The organism is Denitrobacterium sp., from assembly GCF_056180635.1.
Genome location: NZ_JAZZJS010000039.1, coordinates 24,961 through 48,255 on the forward strand (window position 1 = coordinate 24,961; position 23,295 = coordinate 48,255).

Annotated in this window: 21 protein-coding genes and 2 tRNA genes; 5 read left to right on the top strand and 18 right to left on the bottom strand. The window is 60.4% G+C overall.

The window, feature by feature from the left end; all coding sequences use genetic code 11:
* Positions 1–2 precede the first annotated feature (2 nt).
* From AC04P6_RS03200 to AC04P6_RS03210, 3 genes are all read right to left on the bottom strand, one after another.
* The gene (locus tag AC04P6_RS03200) at positions 3–2,159 is read right to left on the bottom strand and encodes a glycosyltransferase family 2 protein (protein ID WP_475565151.1); all 2,157 of its coding nucleotides are present in this window, start codon (positions 2,157–2,159) and stop codon (positions 3–5) included.
* A gap of 65 nt (positions 2,160–2,224) precedes the next feature.
* A tRNA-Glu gene (locus AC04P6_RS03205) sits at positions 2,225–2,299 on the bottom strand.
* Between the two features lie 111 nt (positions 2,300–2,410).
* Entirely contained in the window at positions 2,411–3,400 is a 990-nt protein-coding gene (locus AC04P6_RS03210; protein ID WP_475565152.1) for a glycosyltransferase family 2 protein, read from the bottom strand.
* Positions 3,401–3,495: 95 nt separating this feature from the next.
* On the opposite strand from AC04P6_RS03210, the gene AC04P6_RS03215 reads away from it, so the two are divergent.
* The 3 genes from AC04P6_RS03215 to AC04P6_RS03225 all read left to right on the top strand — a co-directional run bounded on the left by AC04P6_RS03215 (position 3,496) and on the right by AC04P6_RS03225 (position 6,547).
* Positions 3,496–4,395 (top strand): carbohydrate deacetylase, encoded by a 900-nt coding sequence (locus tag AC04P6_RS03215; RefSeq protein WP_475565153.1) that lies wholly within the window; start codon positions 3,496–3,498, stop codon positions 4,393–4,395.
* 122 nt (positions 4,396–4,517) lie between these two features.
* Positions 4,518–6,059 carry a DEAD/DEAH box helicase gene (locus tag AC04P6_RS03220; RefSeq protein ID WP_475565154.1) on the top strand — a complete coding sequence of 514 codons (1,542 nt, stop codon included), beginning with the start codon at positions 4,518–4,520 and terminating at the stop codon, positions 6,057–6,059.
* 146 nt (positions 6,060–6,205) lie between these two features.
* Positions 6,206–6,547 (top strand): NifB/NifX family molybdenum-iron cluster-binding protein, encoded by a 342-nt coding sequence (locus AC04P6_RS03225; protein ID WP_475565155.1) that lies wholly within the window; start codon positions 6,206–6,208, stop codon positions 6,545–6,547.
* Positions 6,548–6,670: 123 nt separating this feature from the next.
* Here the strand turns inward: AC04P6_RS03225 and rplT are convergent, their stop codons facing one another.
* From rplT to AC04P6_RS03255, 6 genes are all read right to left on the bottom strand, one after another.
* Complete coding sequence (gene rplT / locus AC04P6_RS03230; protein WP_475565157.1) at positions 6,671–7,024, bottom strand: 50S ribosomal protein L20; 354 nt, start codon at positions 7,022–7,024, stop codon at positions 6,671–6,673.
* Between the two features lie 19 nt (positions 7,025–7,043).
* Complete coding sequence (rpmI, locus tag AC04P6_RS03235) at positions 7,044–7,241, bottom strand: 50S ribosomal protein L35 (protein WP_066661856.1); 198 nt, start codon at positions 7,239–7,241, stop codon at positions 7,044–7,046.
* A gap of 1 nt (position 7,242) precedes the next feature.
* Entirely contained in the window at positions 7,243–7,878 is a 636-nt protein-coding gene (gene infC / locus AC04P6_RS03240; protein WP_475565158.1) for a translation initiation factor IF-3, read from the bottom strand.
* 196 nt (positions 7,879–8,074) lie between these two features.
* A complete protein-coding gene (locus AC04P6_RS03245; RefSeq protein ID WP_475565159.1) occupies positions 8,075–9,238 on the bottom strand; it encodes a glycosyltransferase family 4 protein in 1,164 nt (387 codons plus the stop codon).
* A gap of 117 nt (positions 9,239–9,355) precedes the next feature.
* Positions 9,356–10,702: a hypothetical protein gene (locus AC04P6_RS03250; RefSeq protein WP_475565160.1), complete on the bottom strand. Its 1,347-nt coding sequence runs from the start codon at positions 10,700–10,702 to the stop codon at positions 9,356–9,358.
* Between the two features lie 38 nt (positions 10,703–10,740).
* Positions 10,741–11,133 carry a hypothetical protein gene (locus AC04P6_RS03255; RefSeq protein WP_475565161.1) on the bottom strand — a complete coding sequence of 131 codons (393 nt, stop codon included), beginning with the start codon at positions 11,131–11,133 and terminating at the stop codon, positions 10,741–10,743.
* A 156-nt stretch (positions 11,134–11,289) separates the two neighbouring features.
* On the opposite strand from AC04P6_RS03255, the gene AC04P6_RS03260 reads away from it, so the two are divergent.
* Positions 11,290–12,072 (top strand): ATP-binding cassette domain-containing protein, encoded by a 783-nt coding sequence (locus AC04P6_RS03260; protein WP_475565162.1) that lies wholly within the window; start codon positions 11,290–11,292, stop codon positions 12,070–12,072.
* 9 nt (positions 12,073–12,081) lie between these two features.
* Positions 12,082–13,011 (top strand): SufB/SufD family protein, encoded by a 930-nt coding sequence (locus AC04P6_RS03265; protein ID WP_475565163.1) that lies wholly within the window; start codon positions 12,082–12,084, stop codon positions 13,009–13,011.
* A gap of 65 nt (positions 13,012–13,076) precedes the next feature.
* On the opposite strand, the gene AC04P6_RS03270 is transcribed toward AC04P6_RS03265, so the two are convergent.
* From AC04P6_RS03270 to hemA, 9 genes are all read right to left on the bottom strand, one after another.
* A tRNA-Glu gene (locus AC04P6_RS03270) sits at positions 13,077–13,152 on the bottom strand.
* A 68-nt stretch (positions 13,153–13,220) separates the two neighbouring features.
* The gene (gene hemL / locus AC04P6_RS03275; RefSeq protein WP_475565165.1) at positions 13,221–14,510 is read right to left on the bottom strand and encodes a glutamate-1-semialdehyde 2,1-aminomutase; all 1,290 of its coding nucleotides are present in this window, start codon (positions 14,508–14,510) and stop codon (positions 13,221–13,223) included.
* Between the two features lie 29 nt (positions 14,511–14,539).
* Complete coding sequence (gene ahbB, locus AC04P6_RS03280; RefSeq protein ID WP_475565167.1) at positions 14,540–15,583, bottom strand: siroheme decarboxylase subunit beta; 1,044 nt, start codon at positions 15,581–15,583, stop codon at positions 14,540–14,542.
* Positions 15,573–17,009 carry a radical SAM protein gene (locus tag AC04P6_RS03285; protein ID WP_475565169.1) on the bottom strand — a complete coding sequence of 479 codons (1,437 nt, stop codon included), beginning with the start codon at positions 17,007–17,009 and terminating at the stop codon, positions 15,573–15,575. Before AC04P6_RS03285 ends, ahbB begins: the two co-directional genes overlap by 11 nt.
* 8 nt (positions 17,010–17,017) lie before the next feature.
* Positions 17,018–18,004 (bottom strand): porphobilinogen synthase, encoded by a 987-nt coding sequence (gene hemB, locus AC04P6_RS03290; protein ID WP_475565170.1) that lies wholly within the window; start codon positions 18,002–18,004, stop codon positions 17,018–17,020.
* A gap of 56 nt (positions 18,005–18,060) precedes the next feature.
* On the bottom strand, positions 18,061–19,305 hold the full coding sequence (gene ahbC, locus AC04P6_RS03295) for a 12,18-didecarboxysiroheme deacetylase (RefSeq protein ID WP_475565172.1): 1,245 nt from the start codon (positions 19,303–19,305) through the stop codon (positions 18,061–18,063).
* Positions 19,305–20,870: a uroporphyrinogen-III C-methyltransferase gene (cobA, locus tag AC04P6_RS03300; protein ID WP_475565173.1), complete on the bottom strand. Its 1,566-nt coding sequence runs from the start codon at positions 20,868–20,870 to the stop codon at positions 19,305–19,307. Before cobA ends, ahbC begins: the two co-directional genes overlap by 1 nt.
* A 2-nt stretch (positions 20,871–20,872) precedes the next feature.
* Positions 20,873–21,814, bottom strand: a complete 942-nt coding sequence (hemC, locus tag AC04P6_RS03305; protein WP_475565174.1) for a hydroxymethylbilane synthase — start codon at positions 21,812–21,814, stop codon at positions 20,873–20,875.
* A gap of 29 nt (positions 21,815–21,843) precedes the next feature.
* Positions 21,844–23,295 (bottom strand): glutamyl-tRNA reductase, encoded by a 1,452-nt coding sequence (gene hemA / locus AC04P6_RS03310; protein ID WP_475565175.1) that lies wholly within the window; start codon positions 23,293–23,295, stop codon positions 21,844–21,846.

The following is a 23,295-nucleotide window of genomic DNA, read 5'->3' on the forward strand; positions in this document are numbered from 1 at the left end:
GGCTACTTCCGAAGCGCGTTCTTCACGGCGGCAATGGCCTTGCGCGGCATGATGATGCGGCCGGCATGCGCAAGCTTGGTGCCCAGGCGCATGGTGGGAGAAACCTTCATGTCTGCAAGCGCCTGCTCGTCGAGCTTCATGACGTAGTCTTTGTAGAGCATGCGGTCCTCGAGGAACTCCTCGACGCCACCCTTGGCGAGCAGCTCGAACACGCGATGCTCGCGGGGCCTATGCCAACAATACTCGTTGCCCAAGCGCTCCAGGCAGGCACGCACGGCGGGAAGCTCCTCGTCGATGCACGCATGCAGCTCGTCGAGATTGTCGGTCTGAACGATATCCCAGGCAAACGCGCTGGCAAGCAGGTTGGAAAGCGACACGGAATAGGCTTCTTCCCCTATCGCCTCGATGCCCTTCAAAATGGCAGGCGTGACGCGGCGACGCGCTGCGCTGCGCTCGGCGCGGAGCTGATGCTGCTCGTCGAGCTCGAGGTAGAACAGGGGCCATTCGATGAAGCGGTCGGCGTTGGTCATGCAGGAAAACGCGCCGTACGCAATGGTCTTGGCAGCCAGGGTGGCGCGCATGCCGAAGGAGCCGTCGCCCATACCGTCGCACTCATCGAAGGAGAGGCCCTCGTCGCGGATGAAATCGTTGCGGTAGATGCGCGCATACTCGTTCGCATGGGCCACGTCGAACACGAAGCCGGAAAGCGCTTCGGCACCTGCGGGCAGAACGGCAGCCACGAATTCATCGGACTGCACGGTGGGCGCATCGTATGCGCTTGCAGCACGCAGGGCGTCGACGACGTAGCGCATGTCGTTATCAAGCAGGGCAACGTCGGAAGAAGCCTCGGCAACGAGCTCGAGGTACGAGGACAGGCGCCCATCGACGCTCACGGAAGCATCGATGACCATGCTGTACTTCGCGCGGGATGCCGCAAACGCGGCGTTAAGGCCGGCGGGCACGGAATCGTACGCGCAATCGAACATGCGCACGTTGGCATGCGTATCGCACACGCGCTTGCAGATCATGGGGCTGGAATCCTGCGAACCGCAGTCGACGCAGATGACCTCGTGCGGGATTGCCATCGCATTGAGCGAGGCCAGGCATTCGGCCATGGTGCGACGATTATTCAGCACGGGAACGACGAACGAAACGACGGGCTGCTCTTCGGCGGCTTCCCGCTCCTGGGCTGCCTTCTCCATGCGAGCCGCAGCCAGGAACGACTTGTAGAAATCGATATCGCTTGCCGCGAAGCACTTGCTGGAAAGAACGAGGTCCTTATCCATGTCTTCGAGCATCTCGAGCACGAGCGCATGCACTTCGGGGTCGGTTTCGGAAAAGCCGCACTCCCCCAGCACGAAGTTGATGTAGCTAAATTCGCGCACGTAGAGCGCTTCCCAGATCTTCGCGGACGCGTTGCGACGACGAAGCACCTCGCGCATTTCACGCGTACGGTCGAACGGGATATGAAAATCCTTCAGGAAGCTCGAAGAGCTCATATTGGTCTGACGGTAGTAATAGTAGTTCTTCGGAACCCACACGATGCGCTTGGCGGCAACGAGGGTTTCCTGCATGAACGGGTTATCGGCCCAGCCTGCGCCCTTGGGCTCCACGAAGCGGATGCCCTCCGACTCCAGGAACGAGCGACGGTAGATGGCCGTCCAGATGCAGGGATGCGAAGAGGAAAGGCCCGGATGCTCGTCGATGGTGAGGGCCGTGGGGACCTTCGGCATGAATTCCGTGAGCGCCGACGTGGTTACGGCATCGCCATAGCCATTGCGACCATCGTAGAACTGCACGTAGGAGCCCTTCACGATGTCGGCGGGCTTGCCACCGAAGTTCTCGTACGACACGAGGTCTTCGTACATATGCTCGTCGATGAAGTCATCAGGCTCGACGATGCCAATGAACTCACCCGTGGCGTGGCTAAGGCCGTAGTTCAGAGAGTGACCGTAACCGCCGTTGGGCTTGTCGAGAATCTTGAAGCGGCTGTCGGCCTCGGCGTACTCGCGCATCACGGCAAGAGAATCGTCCTTGCTGCCGTCGTTGATGCAAAGCACCTCAATATCCTGGAGCGTCTGCGCTTTGATGCTATCGAGGCACTGCCTGAGATAGGGAATCGCATTGTAGACGGGGATGAGAATGGATACTTTGGGCATGCACGCCTCCTGAAATCAACCAATAAAAAAGCAGGTCGCAGCGTATGCCGCGACCTGCGTTATTTTGGTGCCCCCAACGAGAATCGAACTCGTGTCTCAGCCTTGAAAGGGCCGCGTCCTGACCGCTAGACTATGGGGACGATCATGCGCTTCCGTGAAGCAGCTAGGCTATTATGGCAAAGCCCCGCGAAGCGCGCAAGGGGCAATTTTTTTAACATTGCCGCCGTTCACACGATGTCCACGACTCGCCCTTAGCCCCGTGTGTCGTAGCGCTCCTTCACGATATACAGCGGGCGGTGCTTCTGCTCGATATAGCTTCGAGCCTGGTAATCGCCCATGATGCCAAGCACCAGAAGCTGAATTCCGCCGAAAAGAAGAATGAGGCACACGAGCGTGGGGTAACCGGGAATCTCGACGCCCATGATGAGATAGTCGATGATGATGACGTACAGCAAGTAAAGCGTAGCCACCACGCTGGAAAGGAAGCCGATGTACTTGGCAACCTTCAGAGGCCACGTGGTGAATGCGATGATGCCCGAGAAGGCGTACTTGAAGAGCTTGCGCGTCGACCAGCTCGACTCCCCTTCCAAGCGCTCGTCGGGCGTGTAGGGAACGGCGTGCGTATTGAAGCCCACCCAGGCGAACAGCCCCTTGCTGAAACGGTAGTACTCGGGCATGGAAATGAGCGCATCAGCCACGCTGCGGCGGAAGACGCGGAAGTCGCTCATGTTTTCGGGCATCTCTATTTCGTCGGAAGCGACGTTGAACGTGCGGTAGAAGCGGCGCTTCAGCCACGCCTGCATCTTGTTCTCGCGGCGCGTTTCCTGGTAGGCCGCCACCACATCGCATTCGTCATGCTCGACCAGATACTTGTACATATCGAACGCGAGCGCCGGGTCTTGCTGCAGGTCGGCGTCGATGAGGCACACGGAAGCGCCCCTCGATTCCTTCATGCCGCAATAGATGGCGCTTTCCTTGCCGAAATTGCGCGAAAAGCCGATGGCGCGCAGCGCATGCTGCCCCGCATCGGCGTCGATGAGGCGACGCAGCGAGCCCATGGTGCCATCGGAGCTGCCATCGTTGACGTACACGATTTCGTACGTAACGCCCGTGCCGTCGAAGACTTCCCTCACGCGATCGAAAAAGGGCTCGACGTTCTTCTCCTCGTTATGGCAGGGAACCACCAGGGAGAGGTCGAAAATCTGATGCGATGGCGCTTCGGCCGCGAGTTCAAAAGTCATGGGCAATCTTTACAGACGGTGTATATCGGACAGTCCCAGTGTAGCGCATGGTAAGATTTTCCAGGAGCTGAACAAAAAGGAGATACGTTAGGCACATGACGTACGATACGACCCCCGAAATCATTTTCCACGCCGACGACTTCGGCATCACCCCAGATCAGTCGAATCTAATTCTCTCGTACGCAAATTCGTGCGGCGGCGCAGGGGCGCTCAACAGCATTTCAGTCATGGTCAACTCCCCCAGCTTCAGCGACTCGGTCCGCCTGCTGAAGGAGCACGAGGGCCACATCCTCACGAGCCTGCATGTAAACGTGGTCGAAGGCCGCTGCTGCGCCAACCCGGCACTCGTTCCGCTTCTGGCCGACGAGCAGGGCATGTTCCGCCAGAGCTTCGCCTCGATGCTGAAGCTCTCATTCGGAAGCACGCGCGAGGACCTCACGCGCCAGCTAACCGAGGAAATAGGCGCCCAGCTCGATCGTTACCTCGAAGCGCTTCCCCAGGCGAAGAGCGCGCTGCGCATCGATAGTCACCAGCATTTCCACCTCATCCCCGCCGTCTTCGACGCGACGCTTAAGGCGGCGGAATCGCGCGGATGCACCATCGCATTCATGCGCATTCCGGCCGAACCCGTGCTGCCCTTCCTGAAAACGCCCCGCATCTGGTTCAAGATTCCGCCCATCAACTGGGTAAAGCACTGGCTCTTGAACTTCCTCTGGCGCCTCGACAGAAAAAAGCTACCGCAATACGAGCAGGTTTCCGCCATCTTCTGCGGCATCAATTTCAGCGGCCACATGACGCCCGAACGCGTAAGCGCCGTCTACCCCGCATTCGTGTCGTATGCGCGCAAGAAGAACATGCCGATGGAGTTCCTCTTCCATCCCGGCTCGCTCCCCGAAGAAGACGCGCTCAATCCCAACCTCACGGGATTTGTTGCGTTTTACACGTCATCCTTACGGGGAATTGAGGGAGATGCACTCCGAGCGTTGCAACGCTAATCGCGCCTACGTACACTGAAACGCTGGCACATACGCCTGGCATCGTGCTCACCCAGAGAGCATTCCACGCCGATGCCCAACGTATAGACGCATAAGATTCAACCAAGGATTGATTATTCCCTATGACCTCTTTTAACGAACTGGGCCTAAGCGAAATAGGCCTTGCAGCCGTTGACGCACTTGGCTACAACGAGCCCACCCCCGTGCAGCAACAGGCTATTCCCGCAATCCTGAAGGGCCGCGACGTCATCGCCGCCGCCAAGACGGGCACGGGCAAAACGGCAGCGTTCAGCCTGCCGTCGATGGACAAGATCGGTCACGCCCGCCATGGTCAGGGCCCGCTCATGCTCGTCATCACGCCCACGCGCGAACTCGCCATGCAGATTCGCGAAGTGTGCACCACCATTGCCACGAAGACGCACCACCACGTAACCTGCGTTGTGGGCGGCCTTTCCTATGGCCCCCAGATCGACGCGCTCTCGCGTGGCACCGACGTGCTCATCGCCACGCCCGGCCGCCTCGTCGACCTCATCAACCAGGGCGCTGCCGACCTAAGCCAGGTGGAAACGGTGGTTCTCGATGAAGCCGACCGCATGCTCGACATGGGCTTTCTGCCCGATATGAAGCGCATCATCAAGCAGTGCCCCGTCGACCGCCAGACGCTCCTGTTTTCGGCCACCATCGATTCGGCCATTCAGAAGAACATGAAGAACCTGCTGAAGGACCCGGTCTTCGTGGAAATCGCCCACAAGGGCGAGACTGCCGACACCATCGAGCAATATGTCATCCACGTCGACCAGCGCGCGAAGATCGACCTGCTCATCTCGCTGTTGAATGAACGCGGCGGCACGCGCATCATCGTGTTCGCCCGCACGCGCCATCGCGTCGACAACACGGTCAAGAAGCTGCGCCGCGCAGGATTCAAGTGCGCGCCCATCCATTCCGACCGCAGCCAGAACCAGCGCAAACGCGCGCTCGACGATTTCGCTGCCGGCAAGATCGACATCATCGTCGCCACCGACGTACTCGCACGCGGCATCGACGTCTCCGACGTGTACTACGTCGTGAACCTCGACATGCCCATGCAGGCAGAAGACTACGTGCATCGAATCGGCCGCACGGGCCGCGCCGGCGAAAAGGGCTTTGCCGTCTCCTTCATCTCGCCCGACACGAGGAAGCTGCTGCGCGCCGTCGAGAAGCTCATCGGCATCAGCATCCCCACCATGGAAGTGAAGTCGTTCGACGCGTCGGCGAGCGAAGCCGCCCTGGCCGACAAGGCCACGCGCAAGGCAGCCAAGGACGACCCCGAACTTGCAGCCGCCGCCAAAGAGGAAAAGTCGCGCAAGAAGTCGAAGGCCAAGCGCGAACGCAAGCGCAACGAGGAAGCACCCTCCCCTCGCAAGACGCGCGGCACGGCCAAGAAGCAAGATAAGAAAAATCAGAAGGCCGCACAGGCCGCCCAGAAGAGCAACCGCAAGCCCGCCGACGATGCTCCCCGCAAGAAGAACCGCAACGGAGCCCCCAAGCCCAAGAGCCGCAATGGTCAGGGCGAGTTCCGCTCCGGGAAGGCGCAGGGCAAGAACAAGAACGCCAAGAGCGATTTCCGCCCCGGTAGGTCGCAGCGTCGCACGAGGGCGAAACAGCACTCGAAGAGCTCTCGTTAAACAGCAAGCGATAGTAAGAGGCGGTGCAAACCGCCTCTCTTTTTCGCGTCTACCACCAACTTGCAAATTAATTCCGTTGAGCGAAAGAGCGCCCGCTAAGCCGGGGGCTTTGCTATCGTTTTCGCAGACAGAAAAAGGAGTACGTTATGAGAATCGCGGTAGCGAGCGACGGCCTGGATGTAGCGCAGTTCTTTCCCCAGTGCCAGAATTTCAATTACTACACCACGAAGAGCTATGAAATAGCCGAGTCTCAGAACCTACCCGCCCAGGGGCTAACGGGAGAAGAATACGCCAAGCTCATGGACAGAATCGACGTCGACGTATTCATTTGCCACGCCATGAGCGCCGCCGATATGAACGCCTTCGAAGAACATGGCATCGAAGTCGTGATCGACGCCAGTGGTCGCGCGATGCAGGCAGCGGAATCCTACGTCCAGAAAAAAGCCGAAGAACTCGAAAGCGAATCGCTCGAGGACGAAGAAGAATAAGAGAAAGCGCTATCCGTCTAGCAGATAACGCCGAAGGACATATCGCCGTTCGCTTCACTTCGAACAGCGCACGAAAAGGGGTTGGCATGTGCCAACCCCTTTCGCAATGCTATGTCGCTGAGCTTACAGAGCCTTCTTGGCAACTTCGGCAAGAGCGGCGAATGCGGGAGCATCGTTCACGGCCATGTCGGCGAGAACCTTGCGGTCAAGCTCGACGCCAGCCTTCTTGAGGCCATTCATGAACGTGGAGTAGCTCATACCGTTGATGCGAGCAGCAGCGTTGATACGCGTAATCCAGAGACGACGGATTTCGCGCTTCTTGTTGCGGCGGTCGCGGTACTGGTACTGCAGCGAGTGCTGGACCTGTTCCTTCGCAGCGCGATAGGAACGGGACTTTGCGCCATAGTAACCCTTGGCGCGATTAAGGACGGTGCGGCGCTTCTTATGAGCGTTAACGGCACGCTTTACACGAGGCATTTCAATCCTCCCTTACTTACTATCGACGGCCAAGATTGCGTGCGACGACCTTCTGGTCAGCCTTGGCAATCTCGGTTTCGTGGCGGAAATTACGCTTGCGCTTCTGGCTCTTCTTGGTGAGAATGTGGCTCTTGTAAGCCTTGGAGCGCATGATCTTGCCAGAACCGGTAACGCGGAAACGCTTAGCGGTGCCGCGATGAGTCTTCATCTTGGGCATGTTACTCCCCTTCCTTTTCTTCGACGTTCTTCCTATTACGCTTACCAGCAGCGGCCTTCTTGTTCTTGGCCGTGCCAGGCAAAGGCGAAATTACCATGTGCATATTGCGGCCTTCCATTTTGGGCTGGCTTTCGATAGCCGCAATATCCTTCAAATCGTCTGCGAGACGTTCCAGAATGCTAAGACCCTGTTCCGGATGGGCCATTTCGCGACCGCGGAACATGATGGTGATCTTGACCTTGTTGCCAGCCTCGAGGAAGCGGATGACGTGCTTCTTCTTGGTGGTGTAGTCGCCCACATCGATTTTGGGGCGGAACTTCATTTCCTTGGTTTCGATCTTGCTCTGGTTCTTGCGAGCCTGCTTTGCTTTGATGGCCTGTTCGTACTTGAACTTTCCGTAATCCATCACACGACATACGGGCGGGTTGGCATTCGGAGCAATTTCCACGAGATCGAGACCCGCATTGTCGGCAACATGCTGAGCTTCCTCGACTGCGCAAATGCCCATCTGCTCTCCGTCATAGCCAATGAGACGCACTTCGCGTGCGGTAATGGACTCATTGAGCCGTGGTTCCTGTGCAGCTATCGCAAACACCCCCTTCAAGGTATCGTTCTTGCTATCCAATAAAAAACCCATGGCACGGGCCATGGGACACATAACAACATACGCTATACAGCATATTCGTATGACCCATCAGCAGCCGAAGCGCCGAAACAGGTGGGGCCGATTAGGCCCGCTTGAATGACAGCCCATATAGATTACCACACGGGCCACCCAGTGCAACAAGATAATCGCATGGCACGCATTCTACACAACACGTGCCCTACCTCGCCTATTCTTCAGACGAAGAATCCTCGCCACCGGAAGCGTTGGCATCGCGTTCGTACCCCACGGGCACGCGCGGGCCTTCCTTGCCCTTATGCTCGTAGTAATGGCGAAGCACGGGCTTGAAAAGCTTGAACTTCCAGATGACCACGGCAAGCGCAGCAGCCAGCACGCCCAAGATGACCCAGCGCTCCATGCCGGTGAACTGGCCAATGGAAATGCCGATGGCGCCCAGCACGGCAGAGCAGCTATACAGGATGACAACTGCCTTGCGCTGGCTGAAGCCGGCATCGAGGAGCCTATGGTGAACATGTCCCAGGTCGGCTTCGTCGATGTGCTTATGCGCGATCTTCCTGCGCACGATTGCCGAAAGCGTGTCGATAACGGGCACGCCCGCAATTACCAGAGGAACGAGCATGAGCACGAGGCTGGACATGCGCACCACGCCCATGATGGAGACGATGCCCACGATGAGCCCCAGGAACAGCGAGCCGGAATCGCCCATGAAGACGGTGGCGGGATAGAAGTTGAAACGCAAAAAGGCAATGCAGGCGCCGATGAGCGCCAGGCACATGCCCGTGAGCGTGAACGACCCCTGCGCACCCACGAGCACCATGAGGCACGCCGTAACGATGGCGACGATGCCGGCGGCAAGGCCGTCGAGGCCATCGATGAGATTGGTGATGTTCACGAAGCCAAGCAGGTAGATAACCGTAATGGGCATATCGGCCCACTGCAGGAAGATGAGCCTATGACCATCGGCATCGATAGGTGAGCCAATGGCGTCGATGGAGATGCCAGCAGCATAGATGAGGCAGCATGCGACGATCTGCCCTGCGAATTTCACCTTCGCGTTAATCTGACGCACGTCGTCGATGAGGCCGAGCGCGAACATGAACGTGATGCCGGCAACCAGCAGTGACGGGTTGACGTTGCGCTCCATGATGATGTCGAGCCAGCTGTGCCCGCACGTAAACGACTGCACGTGCATAACGAACAAGCCAGCCATGAAGCCAACGAAGAGGGCGATGCCACCGCATCGCGGAATGGGCGTAGTATTCACGCGTCGATTGCTGGGGTAATCGATGGCGCCAATGCGCAAGGCTATGCGCTTGGACACGGGCACCATGATATACGTGACCACGAAAGCCACCAGCAATACAATGCCCAATTGAAGAAAATCCAACGCCAGTCCTCGTGCCGCCCTACAGTATCGCGCCCATATCTAGTATGGGCGCACAATCGATGAATTATAGCTCTTTCGCAGCCTTCGAAGAATAAAACACCATTAAGCCGCAGAAATGTAAATGGTAATCTGGCGAACGGTATCGGCCAGGTTGCCGCTCGTGTTCGCAGCGGTGTAATCGTACGAAAGCACCGAAGACCAGTTATACGTAGCGCCGCCAACGGTGGAGCTGCCGTCGAAGGAGCACTTCTCGAATACGCGCGTGGTGCCATCGGTGGCATACGTGGTGTACTGGGAAGCGTCGGGCAGGGAAACGGAGCCGTCGGCTACGTTCAGGCCGGCTTCGTTAAGCGTCTTCTCGATGACGTGCTCGTTGCTTACGGCATCGGAGAAGCTCAGGTCGCCATAGCCCAGGCTGGCCGTGGCAGCGGTGTAGCCAGCGCGCACGACGGTGCCCTCTTCCGAGATGGTGAGGTAAACCGTGGGCGTGCCCGACTTCGAATCGGCGGGCTCGTCGGTGAGCATGACCGTGAGGTTCGTGGTTACGGGAGCGCCCTCTTCGCCCGAGGTCGACGACGTGGGCGAAACAACGGCACCGTGGCCGATCTTCGCGATGGCTTCATCCTGCGTGAGGCCCAGAATGCTCACCAGGTCGGGAACGTCGGTAACCTTGGTGTTGCCCGAAGAGGCGTCTTTGCCACTGGAGTTGCTGGAAGACTGGATGACGTCGGTGGTGGAGCTAGTGCCCTGCTGCACGTTGAATTCGGACGCCGTATTGTAGAACTGGTAGCCCAGATACACGATGGCACCCAGAAGCGCGATGAGCACGATTACCACCACGAGCAGAACGCGACGCATGCGGCGCGACTTGCGCTGATGCTCGGGCATGGCCGCCAGGCGCTCTTTGCGCGTGGGCTTCGACTTGCCATGACGCCCATGCTTTCCGCGAGCGGGCGCGGCACCCTCTTCCACGACGTCGGCGCGCACGGTGTGCATCTTGTCGCCGTACTCGTAGTAATCGCGCTGGGCGTCGTCGACGATGCTGTCGGCAGAACCGCCCAGGAACTCCTCGCCATTTTCGGTGGGATCCCACAGGTGATCGGAATCGAAGGGAAGGCCATCTACGCCATCGTCGCCGTTGGAACGGGAGCGCTCCCCCTCCACGCCGAATGCGTGGGGCGTGGGGAACTCGCTATCAGCGCCTTCCTGAACGGACTCGGCAAACTCTTCCCCTGCCTCGTCGGAAGAAGCCTCGTCATCTTCCGCATCGCTGGAAGCAGAGGAGACCTCATCAGCTTCGTCCTGCTGGGGCGCTTCCTGCTCCGCATCTTCCACGGGAGCATCGGCGGGAACGGATTCGTCGAGCTCTTCGGTCGACTGGATTTCCTCTTCGTTCGAAATAATAGTCTCTTCGCTTTCGCTAGCACCATGCGTGTTTTGCTTGGACATTTGGCGCATCCACCTTTCGAGCGTGTAACGAGCGTTTTCTATGCGGGATGAGTGAACATCCAATACGCCACGGCACCCACGACCATAAGGACGCCGACGACGATGATGATAGCGCGCATGCGGGCGAAGGGAGTTGCAACATGCAAATCGTCTTCGGAGGTGATGAGCGCATCGGCTTCGCGTCGGGCCTTCGCCTTCAGGTGACGAGCATATGCCTTGCGGTCTTCTTCGGAAGCGTTCTGGAGCATTTCCGTGAGCTCGTCGCTTTCCCCAGGAGCTTCTTCCTGAAGGGCAACGTGGGATTCGGCCGGGTTACAGGGGACGTCATGAGAAGAGCGCTGGGCAGCCGGCACGGCCCCAGCCTGGACGACCACGTCATCCGCTTCGTCGTCGCTTACCGTTATAAGGTTAAACGCTTTCTCTTCCGACACGGCATCCACCTTCTTTCCTGTAGCCCATTAATTATACGGTATGGCATTACAGGACTATTCCCGTCCAGATAATATCCATTGGAGCTTCCCACCTGTTCGGATACAATACCGAATCGAACTGCTAAAAGCACAGACGCATAGACGAGAGGACGTTAGATGCTTGAGCTTAAGAACGTAGTATTTGACGTACCCGTATCAGAGGGGTCAACCGAGACCAAGCGTATCATCGACGATCTCACCCTTCGCATCGACGACAACAAATTCGTCGTCATTACGGGCCCGAACGGTGGAGGAAAGAGCACGCTGGCGAAGCTCATCATGGGCATCGAGCAGCCCACGAGCGGCCAGATTCTGTTCAATGGAACCGACATCACGAACATGAGCATCAGCGACCGCGCGAAGCTGGGCATTGGCTACGGCTTCCAGCAGCCGCCGCGCTTCAAGGGCATGAAGGTCAAGAAGCTGCTGGAAATCGCAGCTGGCGAACGCCTTCCCATGTTCGCATGCAACGAATACCTGGCCAAGGTGGGCCTCTGCAGCGCCGACTGGCTCACGCGCGAAGTCGACAAGAACCTTTCCGGCGGCGAAGTCAAGCGCATCGAAATCGCCACGCTCCTCGCCCGCAACCCCAAGCTGGCCATCTACGACGAGCCCGAAGCGGGCATCGACCTGTGGAGCTTCGACCGCCTTACCGGCACGTTCCGCGACATCCACGAGGCGCGCGAAGGCCATACCATCATGATCATCAGCCACCAGGAGCGCATCATCCAGCTCGCCGACGAAATCGTGCTCCTGAAGAAGGGAAAGATCGACAAGCGCGGCACGCTCGAAGAGGTTATGCCCCACCTTCACCTGGCGCACCGCACCAACCCCAACGAAGCATGCACGTTCACGGCGCCCACCAACATCAACACGGGCGACATCAACACCAACTGCTAGGAGGCAATCATGGCAGTAGACCTTTCCCCCATCGACGAGAACCTGCTCTCCACCATTTCCGGACTGCACGGCATGCCCAAGGGCGCGTTCAACATCAGGCGTAACGGCGAACTCGTCGAGCGCTCCAGCAGCGCGTTCATCGAAATCGCCACGAAAGAGGGCGTTCCCGGCATCGACATCAAGATCAAGCCCGGCACGCGCGGCGAAACCGTGTACATCCCCGTCATCGTGACGAAGGCGGGCGTGAAGGACGTCGTGTACAACACCTTCTACGTTGGCGAGAACAGCGACGTCACCATCGTGGCCGGCTGCGGCATCCACAATGGCGCGCACGAGCAGAGTCAGCACGACGGCATTCACGAGTTCTTTATCGGCAAGGGCGCGCGCGTGAAGTACACGGAAGCCCATTACGGCGAGGGCGCAGCCGACGGCGTGCGCATCCTGAACCCCGTCACGAAAGTGCACATGTCCGAAAACTCGTTCTGCGAGATGGACCTCACCCAGCTCGCCGGCGTTACCAGCACCAAGCGCGAAACGGAAGCCGATTTGGCCGACGGCGCGAAGATGATCGTCACCGAAAAGCTCATGACGCACGACGACCAGTTCGCCGAAAGCAACATGCTCTTCGAACTGAACGGCGACGACAGCAGCGTGCAGGTAATCAGCCGCAGCGTCGCGAAGGATAATTCGCGCCAGGTGTTCAGCCCGCTCGTCATCGGCAATGCCGCATGCCGCGGCCACGTGCAGTGCGACTCCATCCTCATCGGCAACGGCAAGGTGAAGTCGGTGCCCGCCATCGAAGCCGACTGCGAAGACGCCATCCTCATGCACGAGGCGGCCATCGGCAAGATCGCCGGCGACCAGATCGTGAAGCTCCAGACGCTCGGCCTCACCGAGGAGGAAGCGGAGCAGGAAATTCTCGACGACTTCCTGAGCTAGCCATACGCCACATTAGGCAACAAGAAACGCGGGCCCGAATTCGAGCCCGCGTTTTTCATGCGCTATGGTGTCCCCTGCAGAATTCGAATCTGCGTTTCCGACCTGAGAAGCCGGTGTCCTTGGCCGCTAGACGAAGGGGGCAAGTATCGCTGGATAACCAGCGGGGATAATCCTAACACGGGCGCACGAGGGCGCTCCGCCCGAATCGGCTAACGCGCAATTTCCGCAAGAACCTCTACTACTGCCGTAGTAAATGCATCGATTTCTTCTTCAGTATGTGCGATGCTGAGGAACAGCGCCTCGAACTGGCTTGGCGCAATGAGGTAACCGCGATCGAGCATGCCGCGGAAATAGCGCGCGAACATGTCCGTATCGCACGCAGCGGCATCGTTCCAATTGCGCACGGGGCCATCGGTGAAGAAAAGCGTGGCAAGGGAGCCAACGCGATTCACGCACGCATGCGTAGACGTCTGCTCGATTGCGTTGTTCAAGCCCTTTTCCAGGCGCTCGCCCAGAGCCTCGAGCCGCTCGTACACACCTGGCTTCTGCAGTTCTCGCAGCTGGGCGAGGCCAGCTTCCATGGCAACGGGATTGCCAGAAAGCGTGCCCGCCTGATACACGGGGCCTTCGGGGGCAAGGTACGACATGACATCGGCACGGCCCGCAAAGCAGCCCACGGGGAACCCACCGCCAATGATCTTGCCGAACGTGCACAGGTCGGGAAGCACGGAATAACGCTCCTGCGCGCCACCCAATGCGGCACGGAAACCGCTGATGACCTCATCGAAGATGAGGAGCGCACCATTCTTCGTGCACAGCTCGCGCAAGCCCTCCAGGAAGCCTTCCGCAGGAGCGACAACGCCCATGTTGCCCGCGATGGGCTCGACGATAATGCAGGCGATTTCGCCAGGATGTGCCGCGAATGCAGCCTCGACCGCATCGAGGTCGTTGTACGGCAGCACGATGGTGTCGGCCACGGCCCCTTCGGTAACGCCGGGCGTGCCGGGAATGCCAAACGTTGCAACGCCACTGCCCGCGGAAACGAGGAGCGCGTCGGAGTGGCCATGGTAATTGCCCTCGAACTTGATGAACTTCGGGCGATTCGTGAAGCCTCGTGCGAGGCGAATGGCGCTCATCGTGGCCTCGGTTCCACTCGAAACCATGCGTGCCTTCTGGGCGGCGGGAACGATACGGCAAATCTCCTGCGCCATCTCGATTTCCGCTTCGCACGGAGCACCATAGCTCACGCCCCTATCGAGCTGAGCGCGCACGGCGGCGTCGACCGCCGCAGGGCGATGGCCCAGAATCATGGGACCCCAGCTGCAGATGAAATCGACGTACTCGTTGCCATCGACGTCCCACACATGGCTTCCCTTGGCATGGTCGTAGAACACGGGGCTGCAATCGACGTTCGCGAACGCGCGGACGGGCGAGTTGACGCCACCGGGAATAGAAGCGCACGCCTTCTGGAAATCCTGCTGGGATACGCTGTGTTTCATAGCAAATGCTCCTCAAATGCGCAGCTAGACTACGCGAAATACGTCATCGAAACCTTTTTGAACTCATGCGTCGTGGTAAGCGCGAAATGGCGCGAGCAAGGCACGGCAGCCTCTTCCAAGGCACGTGCGAGCTCGGCGATATGATCGGCCATCTCCTCTTCGCTTTGCGCATGGGTCATAGCATACATATTCGCAGGCCACGTTTCCATACGCGGGCGCACGTAGCAATGGCTCACGAAATCCTTCGAGGCAAACAGGCGCCCTGCTTCCTCGACGTGGTCGTCGGGAATATCCCACACGGTCATGCTGTTGAACGCGAAGCCAATGCGCTGGTGGCGGACCATGACGCCAAAGCGCCTGATGGCACGCAGAGCCTTGAGCTCTCGTAGGCGCACGAGGATGTCGTCGGCGGAAACGTCACGGCCCACCTGGGCCGACACGAAACGCGCCGCCTCGTCGAACGGCTCCGGCACGATGCCTCCCTGCGCATCGCGCGCGATATCGCCCTGCGCCCAGCGCACCAATGCGACGTCGAGCTCGCTCGCAGCATCGAACGGCTTAGCATCGGGCATCTCGTCACGAGCAGCCGGCGTTTTCCCGGCATGACGGCGCGCCGACCCGAAATCGACGCGAATCTTGAACATGCGCGATGCGGGCATGTCCAGCAAGTCATCGCAACCCGTGGTCTGCTTGATTTCGGAAAGGATGCGCTCCTTTTCCTCGGCCGAACGCGTGATAAGCGTGAACCAGAGGTTGTACCTGTTCTGGCGCCCGTAATTATGCGTGACGCCCGGATAGGCATTCACGACCTCCGCAGCGGCGCGCAGCTGCTCTTCCCCACCGGGAACGGCCAGCGCGCACAGCGTCGAGGTATACCCAAGCTTGCGCGAGTCGAATGACGCGCCCGTGCGCCTGACGCTGCCCTCGGCATAGAGCGCGGCAAGCGCATCGCATACGTCCTCGGCACCGGCCCCAAGCTGGGCAGCCAACGCGGCATAGGGGCTGCGCTGCAGCGGGAACCCAGATTGGATGACGTCGAGCAGCTGAGCCTTCAGCTCTTCGCTAGCGGCCATCAACGCTGCCCTCCTGCATAACCGGGGCCTCGCTGCAGATCGCGCCCATGGCGAACGCGGGCAGCTTGACCGTGCCGTCGTCCTGCCCCTCTTCGCGCATCGAACGGGGGACGTAGCTGCAGTACGGCTCCTCGTCCATATAGTCGCCTGTTGCGGACAGGGCGCGCGCACGGCAGCCGCCGCATACGCCGCGGTACTCGCAGGCACCGCATTTGCCCTTCAACTTGCCGAAATCGCGCAAGTCGTTGAACACGGGGGAATTGGTCCAGATTTCGCTGAACGGCGTTTCCTTTACATTGCCAAGCTGCATGTCGAAGTAGCCGCACGGCTGCACGTCGCCCACGTGGCTGATGAAGACGAACGAGATGCCGCCCAGACAGCCGCGCGTCATGGCATTCAGGCCGTACTCCTCGGCCGTGGACGTGTCGCCCTCTTCGCGCAGACGCTGATGCGAAATGCGGTAGTACTGGGGCGCATCGGTAGGCTTGAAATGCAGAGGGGACGTCTTCTGCTTGTAATACGCCCAGGTGAGAACCTCTTCGTACTCCTCGGGCGTAAGCTCCACCTCACGCAGGCTCTCGCCGCGGCCCGTGGGCACGAGCAGGAACGGGTGAAACGCCACGGCGTCCAAGCCGCGCACCATGTCATGCATTTCCTCCAGGCACTCGGCATTCTTCTTCGTCACCGTCGTGTTCACCTGGACGCCAACGCCATGCTTCTGAGCAAGCTTGATGCCGCGCACGGCATCATCGAAGCTCCCCTGCTGGCCTCGGAAGGCATCATGGCGTTCCGCATCGGGAAAATCGAGCGAAATGCTGATGCGGCCGATGTGATGCTCGGCCATCTTCTGCGCGATTTCCTCGGTGATGGTGGTGCCGTTCGTGCCGATGACGGGCATGCAGCCCGCCTCGCGCGCGTAGTCGATGATCTCCCAGATGTCGGGCCTCATGAACGGCTCGCCACCCGTGAGGATGAGAATGGGGTTGGTGATGCTGGCGATGTCGTCGATGACCGCCTTGCATTCCTCGAGGGAAAGCTCGCCCGGGTAATGCCCGAATTCGGCCGCCGCCCTGCAGTGCTCGCAAGACAGATTGCAGCTACGCGTGATTTCCCAGGCCACGATGCGCGGAGCCTGAATGCCCGTACGCTCCTTGTACGCCTGCGCCGCCGCGCCGCCGCCAGGGCGATATCCGCGGCCCGCTACGCTCTCGGGATGCGCGCCGGGCTTGCCAGGTTTTCCAGGCTTGCCCTTGCCACCCAGCTTCTTCGTCCACTCGGGACGCTTGCCCACCTTGGGAACCCACGAAGGATGCCCGCCCTGCTTCGGCTGCTCGCCCGTGAGCTTGCCCGCAGCGGCAGCCTCGTCGCGCGCGGACTGGGCCATGCGCTGCAGGGCCGTCATTTCCCCCAGAAACTCTTTCGTCATTGAAACCCCTACTCAGAAAGCCAACGAGCGGCTTCTTTAGCGTGATACGTGATAATCATGTCGGCGCCAGCGCGCTTCATGCTTAGCAGAAGCTCCAGCACGACGCGCCTCTCGTCGATCCAGCCCTGCGCGGCAGCGGCCTTCACCATCGAGTATTCCCCGCTCACGTTATACGCGACCGTGGGAAAACCCGTCTCGCTCTTCACGCGACGCAGCACGTCGAGATACGAGAGCGCAGGCTTCACCATCACCATGTCGGCGCCTTCGGCGATGTCGTAGAACGCCTCGCGCACGCCCTCTTCGGCGTTAGCCGGATCCATCTGGTACGCGCGACGGTCGCCGAACGACGGCGTGCTGTCGGCGGCATCGCGGAACGGCCCGTAGAAGGCACTCGCATACTTGGTGGAATAGCTCATGATGGGCACGCGTTCGAAGCCCGCTTCGTCGAGAGCGCTTCGAATGGCACCCACGCGACCATCCATCATGTCCGACGGCGCGATCATATGGGCGCCGGCGCGCGCCATGCTCACGGCCTCGCGCGAAAGGAGCTCGAGCGTCGCGTCGTTGTTCACATAGCCGTCTTCGTCGAGCTTGCCGCAATGGCCGTGGCTCGTGTACTCGCACATGCATACATCGCAGATGACGTACATCGAAGGCGCCTGCGCGCGGATGATGCGGCAGGCTTCCTGCACCACGCCATGCTCATCCCAGGCGGAAGACCCCACTTCGTCCTTGCCGGCGGGAATGCCGAACAAGAGCACGTAGTGCACCCCGAGTTCCAGAAGCTCGTTTACCTCGTCCATGAGCCGATCGAGCGAAACCTGGAACACGCCGGGCATCGAGGGAATCTCGTCCCTCAGGCCCGAACCGGGCTTCACGAACAGCGGGTAGATGAAGTCGTCCGCGGAAAGCGCGGTCTCGCGAATCATCGTGCGCGCAAGCTCGCCATCGCGCATGCGACGCGGGCGATATGCTGGAAACGTACCGTACTGCATGTGATCATCTTCTTTCGACGGCAGCGCCCTCCCGAGCGCTGCCGGATACTTTCAACCTAGTTTTCGTATGCGGGAGCCTCGACGACGCGCTTCTCGGGATCGTCGTCGTGCTTGGCGATTTCCTCATCGGTGAGGTAGCAGGCAGGGTCGGCGGACCACAAATCGCCCGTGGCAGCTTCGGCGCGCACGCGGAAGTTTCCGCCACATACGTCGAGCCAGCGGCAATCGGCGCAACGGCCCTTAACCCACGGGCGCTTGTCCTTCAGGCGGAACATGAGCTCGCTGCGCTCGTCGGAACGGCTCACGTCGCTCCAGATTTCGCTGAACGGACGGTCCTTCACGTTGCCGAAGCTGTAGTGACGCCAGAACTGGTCGGCGTACACCTCGCCATCCCAGCTGATGCAGCCGATGCCATTACCCGAGCTATTGCCTTGGTTCCACTGCAGAAGCTGCATGACCTTCTCGGCACGCTCGGGGTCTTCCTTCAGAAGCTCCATGTATACGAACGGCGCGTCGGCATGGTTGTCGACGGTGAGGATTTCGGGCTTGCCACCCTCGTCGAACCACTGCTTGGTGCGGTCCATGATGAGGCGCACGGCCTGACGCGTTTCCTCGTGCGAGAGGTCCTCGTCCATCATTTCGGTGCCGCGGCCCGAATACACCAGGTGGTAGAAGCAAGCGCGGTTGATGCCCTCGCGCTGCATGAGGTCGAAGATGTCGTTGATCTCGCGCCAGTTGTGCTTGTTGATGGTGAAGCGCAGGCCGACCTTGATGCCAGCCGCCTGGCTGTTCTTAAGGCCCTGCAGAGCGCGATCGAACGAGCCTTCCACGCCACGGAACCTATCGTGGGTTTCGGGGTCGCCATCGAACGAAACGCCCACGTAGGACAGACCCACTTCCGCGAACTGCTTGGCGAGCTCCGGCGTGATGAGCGTGCCGTTCGTGGAAATGACCACGCGCATGCCCTTGCTCTTGGCGTAATGCATGAGCTCCAGCAGGTCGGGGCGCATGGTGGGCTCGCCGCCGCTGAAGAGCAGCACGGGCGCGCCGAACGCAGCCAGATCGTCGATCATGACCTTGGCTTCCTCGGTGCTGAGCTGGTCGTAGCGATGGCCGTCGGACTGGGCGTAGCAATGCTCGCACTTCAGGTTGCACGTGCGCGTGCAGTTCCACACCACAACGGGCTTCTTGTCCTTCGAGAACTGCAGCAAACCGCTCGGCAGCTCCTTCGACTGGCGCTTGTAACGCAGGACATCGCTGGGTTCGACGGAACCGCAGTACAGTTTAGAAATGCCGATCACTAGTAAATCTCCTTCTCGTTAGACAGAACGTCTTCAACCATTTGGGCAAGCGCGGGAATGGTATACGCGGAAGCCTCGCAGGAAGGCTCCATGCCCATTTCGCGCATCGTATTGCTCGTGATAGGGCCGATGCTCGCCAGCTGAACGCCATGCAGCAGCGAGGGCCATTCGCCCGGCTCGCACTGCTCGCGCACCAAGGTGGCGAAGTTTCGCGCGGTGGAAGAGCTCGTGAACGTCACGGCGCTCACGTCACCTGCGCGAAGGCGCTCGATGAGACTGGCCGCTTCCCCGTCATGGGGCATGACCGTGTCGTACACGGGCACCACGCTCACGTTCGCACCCGCTTCGCGTAGCGAGGCGGGCAGCACATCGCGCGCTTCGGACGCACGCGGAATGAGCACGTTCGCATGGGCTAGGTCGCAAGCGCCAGACAGGGATTCCACCACGCTTTCTGCCACGAAGCGAGGCGGCACGAGGTCGGCCACCAGGCCGCGGGATGCCAGGGCATCGGCCGTGGCGGGGCCGATAGCGGCGATCTTGCTTCCCGCAAACGCACGCGAGTCCTTCCCCGCCGCACGGAGCATGCTGAAGAAGCAGGCCACGCCATTGGCGCTCGTAAAGACCACCCAATCGTACGCGCCCGCTTCCAGGCCATCGATGGCAGCGCTCGCAGATTCGTCGAGTTCGCGCGGCGCAATCTCGATCGTGGGGAACTCCACTACATCGGCGCCCTTGGCAGAAAGGCGCTCGGAAAGAGCCGACGCCTGCTCGCGCGAGCGCGTCACGACGACCGACTTGCCGAACAGAGGCGCGCATTCGAACCAGGAAAGGCTATCGCGCAGCGACACCACATCGCCCACCACGATAATCGCCGGGGCCTTGAACTGCGCCTCACGTACCTTCTGGACCACCGTCTCGAGCGTGGCAACAAGCGTTTCCTGCTTGGCCGTCGTGCCCCAGCGCACCAGGGCGACGGGCGTTTCCGCGGGGCGCCCGAAACGCATGAGCTTTTCGGCAATAACGGGAAGATCGCGAATGCCCATGTAGAAGCACAGGGTATCGGCGCCCTTCGCGAGCATTTCCCAATTGATGCCCGACTCGTTCTTATCGGGGGTTTCATGCCCTGTCACGAGCGTGACCGACGTGGATACGCCGCGATGCGTGACGGGAATGCCCGCGTATGCGGGCGCAGCCACGCCGGCGGTAACGCCGGGAACGACCTTAAACGGAATGCCCGCCTCGCGCAGGGCCAGGCCCTCCTCGCCACCACGACCGAACACGAACGGGTCGCCGCCCTTCAAGCGGGCAATGACGAGCCCGGGGCGCTGCGCCTCCTCGATGAGGCACTCGTTGATCTGCTCTTGCGTGACGTGCTGAGAGAAGCCCTTCTTGCCCACGAAGATGCGCTTGGCAGTGCCATTGGCGAATCGCATCACCGCATCGCTCGCAAGATAGTCGTAGATAACGACGTCGGCGGTCTGGAGCACCTCACGTGCGCGGCACGTGAGCAGGCCAGGGTCGCCCGGGCCAGCGCCAATCAGGTATACCAGGGATGCATTTTCCATACTCATCGCAGCTCGCTTAGAATCGGGCCCGCGCCACCAGCGAGCAGGTCGTCTACAACGCACTGAGCAACGGCTTCGCTTTCCGCCAACGCGCCTTCGCGATGGGCGCGCACGAAGCGAGCACCGTCGAGCGAGCTCACGAAGGCATCCATGACGAATGCAGCCTCGCCGCCGTCGCCCTCCACCTCATGGGCATGCACGCCCATGGGAACCTGGCAGCCGCCTTCCAAGGCGCGCAGCACGATGCGCTCGGCGCGAACGGCACGCATGGTCGCCTCGTCGGTGATGGCAGCGCACAGGGAGGCAATGAGATCGTCGTTCTGGCGCGTCTCGATGGCGATTGCGCCCTGCCCCACTGCGGGAATCATGTCCGACGTGGAAATGACCTGGGCAATGACGTTGGGAATTCCCAAACGCTCGATACCGGCGCACGCAAGCACGCCCGCATCGAATTCGCCTTCGACGATGCGACGAATACGCGAGTCGATATTGCCGCGGATCTCGCATGGCTCGATATCGGGACGAAGACGACGGAGCTGGGCCGTACGGCGCAGGGAACCCGTCGCCACGCGTGCACCAGCGGGAAGGTCCATCAGGGAACCCCGCGCGTCGCGCGTGACAAGCGCATCGGCGGGATTCGCGCGAACGGGTACGCCCGTAATGGCAAGGCCCTCGGGCAGAACCGTGGGCATGTCCTTCATGGAGTGCACGCACAGGTCGACGGAACCATCGAGGAGCGCACGCTCGAGCTCCTTCGTGAACAGTCCCTTGTCGCCAATCTTGGAAAGCGCGACGTCAAGGATCTTGTCACCCTTCGTGTGAATGACCTCGACGCGGTAGTCGTATTCGGGAGCCGCCGCTTCCAGAAGCCCCTTCACGTAATTCGTCTGCCATAGAGCAAGCTTGCTGCCCCGGCTGCCCAGGACAATAGTCTGCTTCTCCACAGAAGTACCTCCTCGTATTGCCTTCGAAATTAAGCGTTCTTGGAGACGGTAGCCATCAGGCCTTCGCACATGGCCTTCATGTCGGCTTCCGACATATGCGGGTTCATGCCCGCTCCGAACGTGAAATGCTCATGCGGGATGGGATGCGGGGGAATCGCATGAGGAGCAGCAACGCCAGCCCCCACGGATTCAACGTTTTCAGCGAGCGTGCGGGAATGCTCCACCATGCCCTCGCTATAGCCGAACAGATAGCGCACGGCTTCGACGCATTCGAAATCCTTGTTGTGCGCGGCGCTCTGCTTCAGGCGCACCGTGGGCTCGTGCAGAATCTTGCTCACGATGGCCCTGGTCGCGCATTCCACGACATGCAGGTCCTCGGGCGAGAGATTCGCGTCCAGGCATTTCACCATGCGCTCGACTTCGCGCGTGCGCACGGCTTCGGCATCGCCGCGCATCTTCTTGATAGTGGGAACCACGGCATGCTCGCCCACCCATGCCAGGAAGGATCGCGTCTCATCTTCCACGATAGCGCGTGCCTCATCGGCCGCGATACGACGCTTCTCCTGGTTGGAGGCGATAATCTCGCTCAGGCCATCGAGGTCGTAGAGCGTAACGCCGGGAATTTCGCCACAAGCCGGGTCGACGTCGCGCGGAAGGGCGATGTCGAGAATGAGCACGCGCTCCTTGCACCCCTGAAGCAGCGACGGCACGATGACGTAATGCGGGGCCGAGGTAGACGAAATGACGATATCGGCCTGCTGAAGCAGCTCGGGGAGTTCGGTGAACTGGCGGGCGGTTCCGCATAGCTCGGTTGCCAGCGTGCATGCGTGAGCGTACGTGCGACTCGAGACAATGAAGGATTTCACGCCCTGTTCCTGCAGGTACCGGGCAGCAAGTTCGCTCATTTCGCCCGAGCCCACGATGAGCACCGTCTTGTCGTGGAACGAATCGAATTGCTCGCGCGCCACATCGATGGCCACCGTGGACACCGACACGTGGTTCTCGCTGATGCTCGTCTCGTTGCGCACGCGCTTGCCGCACGTAAGCGCCTGCCTGAACATGCGCGCCAGCACCATCGTGCACGTGCCCGCCTGCATGGCCTGGCGAAACGCATTGCGCACCTGCCCGGTTATCTGCTGCTCGCCCAGCACCATCGAGTCGAGCGAGGAAACGACGCTGAACAGGTGATGAACGGCTTCGAAGCCCTCGCGGCGATAGAGATGCGGCTCGAGCTCGTCGAGGTCGACGCGTCGGTACTCCCTAAGGAACTCCCTAATGCCCGCACGCGCCAGCGCGGGGTCTTCCGCATCGACGTAGAATTCGGAACGATTGCACGTGGAAAGGATTACCGCGCCGCGAATGCCCTCGCGGCCGGCAAGCGAGCACAGTGCGCTCGCAAGGTGGGGCCTGCTGATGGCAACCGATTCACGCACATCCACATCGGCAGTCTTGTAATTGAGGCCCATCATGTAAAGCTGCAT

Excerpts from the sequence above, each read along its gene's own strand:
- cobA (WP_475565173.1), bottom strand. The coding sequence starts at position 20,870 with ATGGAAAATGCATCCCTGGTATACCTGATTGGCGCTGGCCCGGGCGAC.
- AC04P6_RS03250 (WP_475565160.1), bottom strand. The coding sequence starts at position 10,702 with ATGTCCAAGCAAAACACGCATGGTGCTAGCGAAAGCGAAGAGACTATT.
- AC04P6_RS03215 (WP_475565153.1), top strand. The coding sequence starts at position 3,496 with ATGACGTACGATACGACCCCCGAAATCATTTTCCACGCCGACGACTTC.
- AC04P6_RS03210 (WP_475565152.1), bottom strand. The coding sequence starts at position 3,400 with ATGACTTTTGAACTCGCGGCCGAAGCGCCATCGCATCAGATTTTCGAC.
- AC04P6_RS03220 (WP_475565154.1), top strand. The coding sequence starts at position 4,518 with ATGACCTCTTTTAACGAACTGGGCCTAAGCGAAATAGGCCTTGCAGCC.
- AC04P6_RS03265 (WP_475565163.1), top strand. The coding sequence starts at position 12,082 with ATGGCAGTAGACCTTTCCCCCATCGACGAGAACCTGCTCTCCACCATT.
- hemL (WP_475565165.1), bottom strand. The coding sequence starts at position 14,510 with ATGAAACACAGCGTATCCCAGCAGGATTTCCAGAAGGCGTGCGCTTCT.
- AC04P6_RS03200 (WP_475565151.1), bottom strand. The coding sequence starts at position 2,159 with ATGCCCAAAGTATCCATTCTCATCCCCGTCTACAATGCGATTCCCTAT.
- rpmI (WP_066661856.1), bottom strand. The coding sequence starts at position 7,241 with ATGCCCAAGATGAAGACTCATCGCGGCACCGCTAAGCGTTTCCGCGTT.
- hemB (WP_475565170.1), bottom strand. The coding sequence starts at position 18,004 with ATGCAGTACGGTACGTTTCCAGCATATCGCCCGCGTCGCATGCGCGAT.
- ahbB (WP_475565167.1), bottom strand. The coding sequence starts at position 15,583 with ATGGCCGCTAGCGAAGAGCTGAAGGCTCAGCTGCTCGACGTCATCCAA.
- AC04P6_RS03225 (WP_475565155.1), top strand. The coding sequence starts at position 6,206 with ATGAGAATCGCGGTAGCGAGCGACGGCCTGGATGTAGCGCAGTTCTTT.
- rplT (WP_475565157.1), bottom strand. The coding sequence starts at position 7,024 with ATGCCTCGTGTAAAGCGTGCCGTTAACGCTCATAAGAAGCGCCGCACC.
- AC04P6_RS03285 (WP_475565169.1), bottom strand. The coding sequence starts at position 17,009 with ATGACGAAAGAGTTTCTGGGGGAAATGACGGCCCTGCAGCGCATGGCC.
- AC04P6_RS03260 (WP_475565162.1), top strand. The coding sequence starts at position 11,290 with ATGCTTGAGCTTAAGAACGTAGTATTTGACGTACCCGTATCAGAGGGG.
- infC (WP_475565158.1), bottom strand. The coding sequence starts at position 7,878 with ATGGGTTTTTTATTGGATAGCAAGAACGATACCTTGAAGGGGGTGTTT.
- hemA (WP_475565175.1), bottom strand. The coding sequence starts at position 23,295 with ATGCAGCTTTACATGATGGGCCTCAATTACAAGACTGCCGATGTGGAT.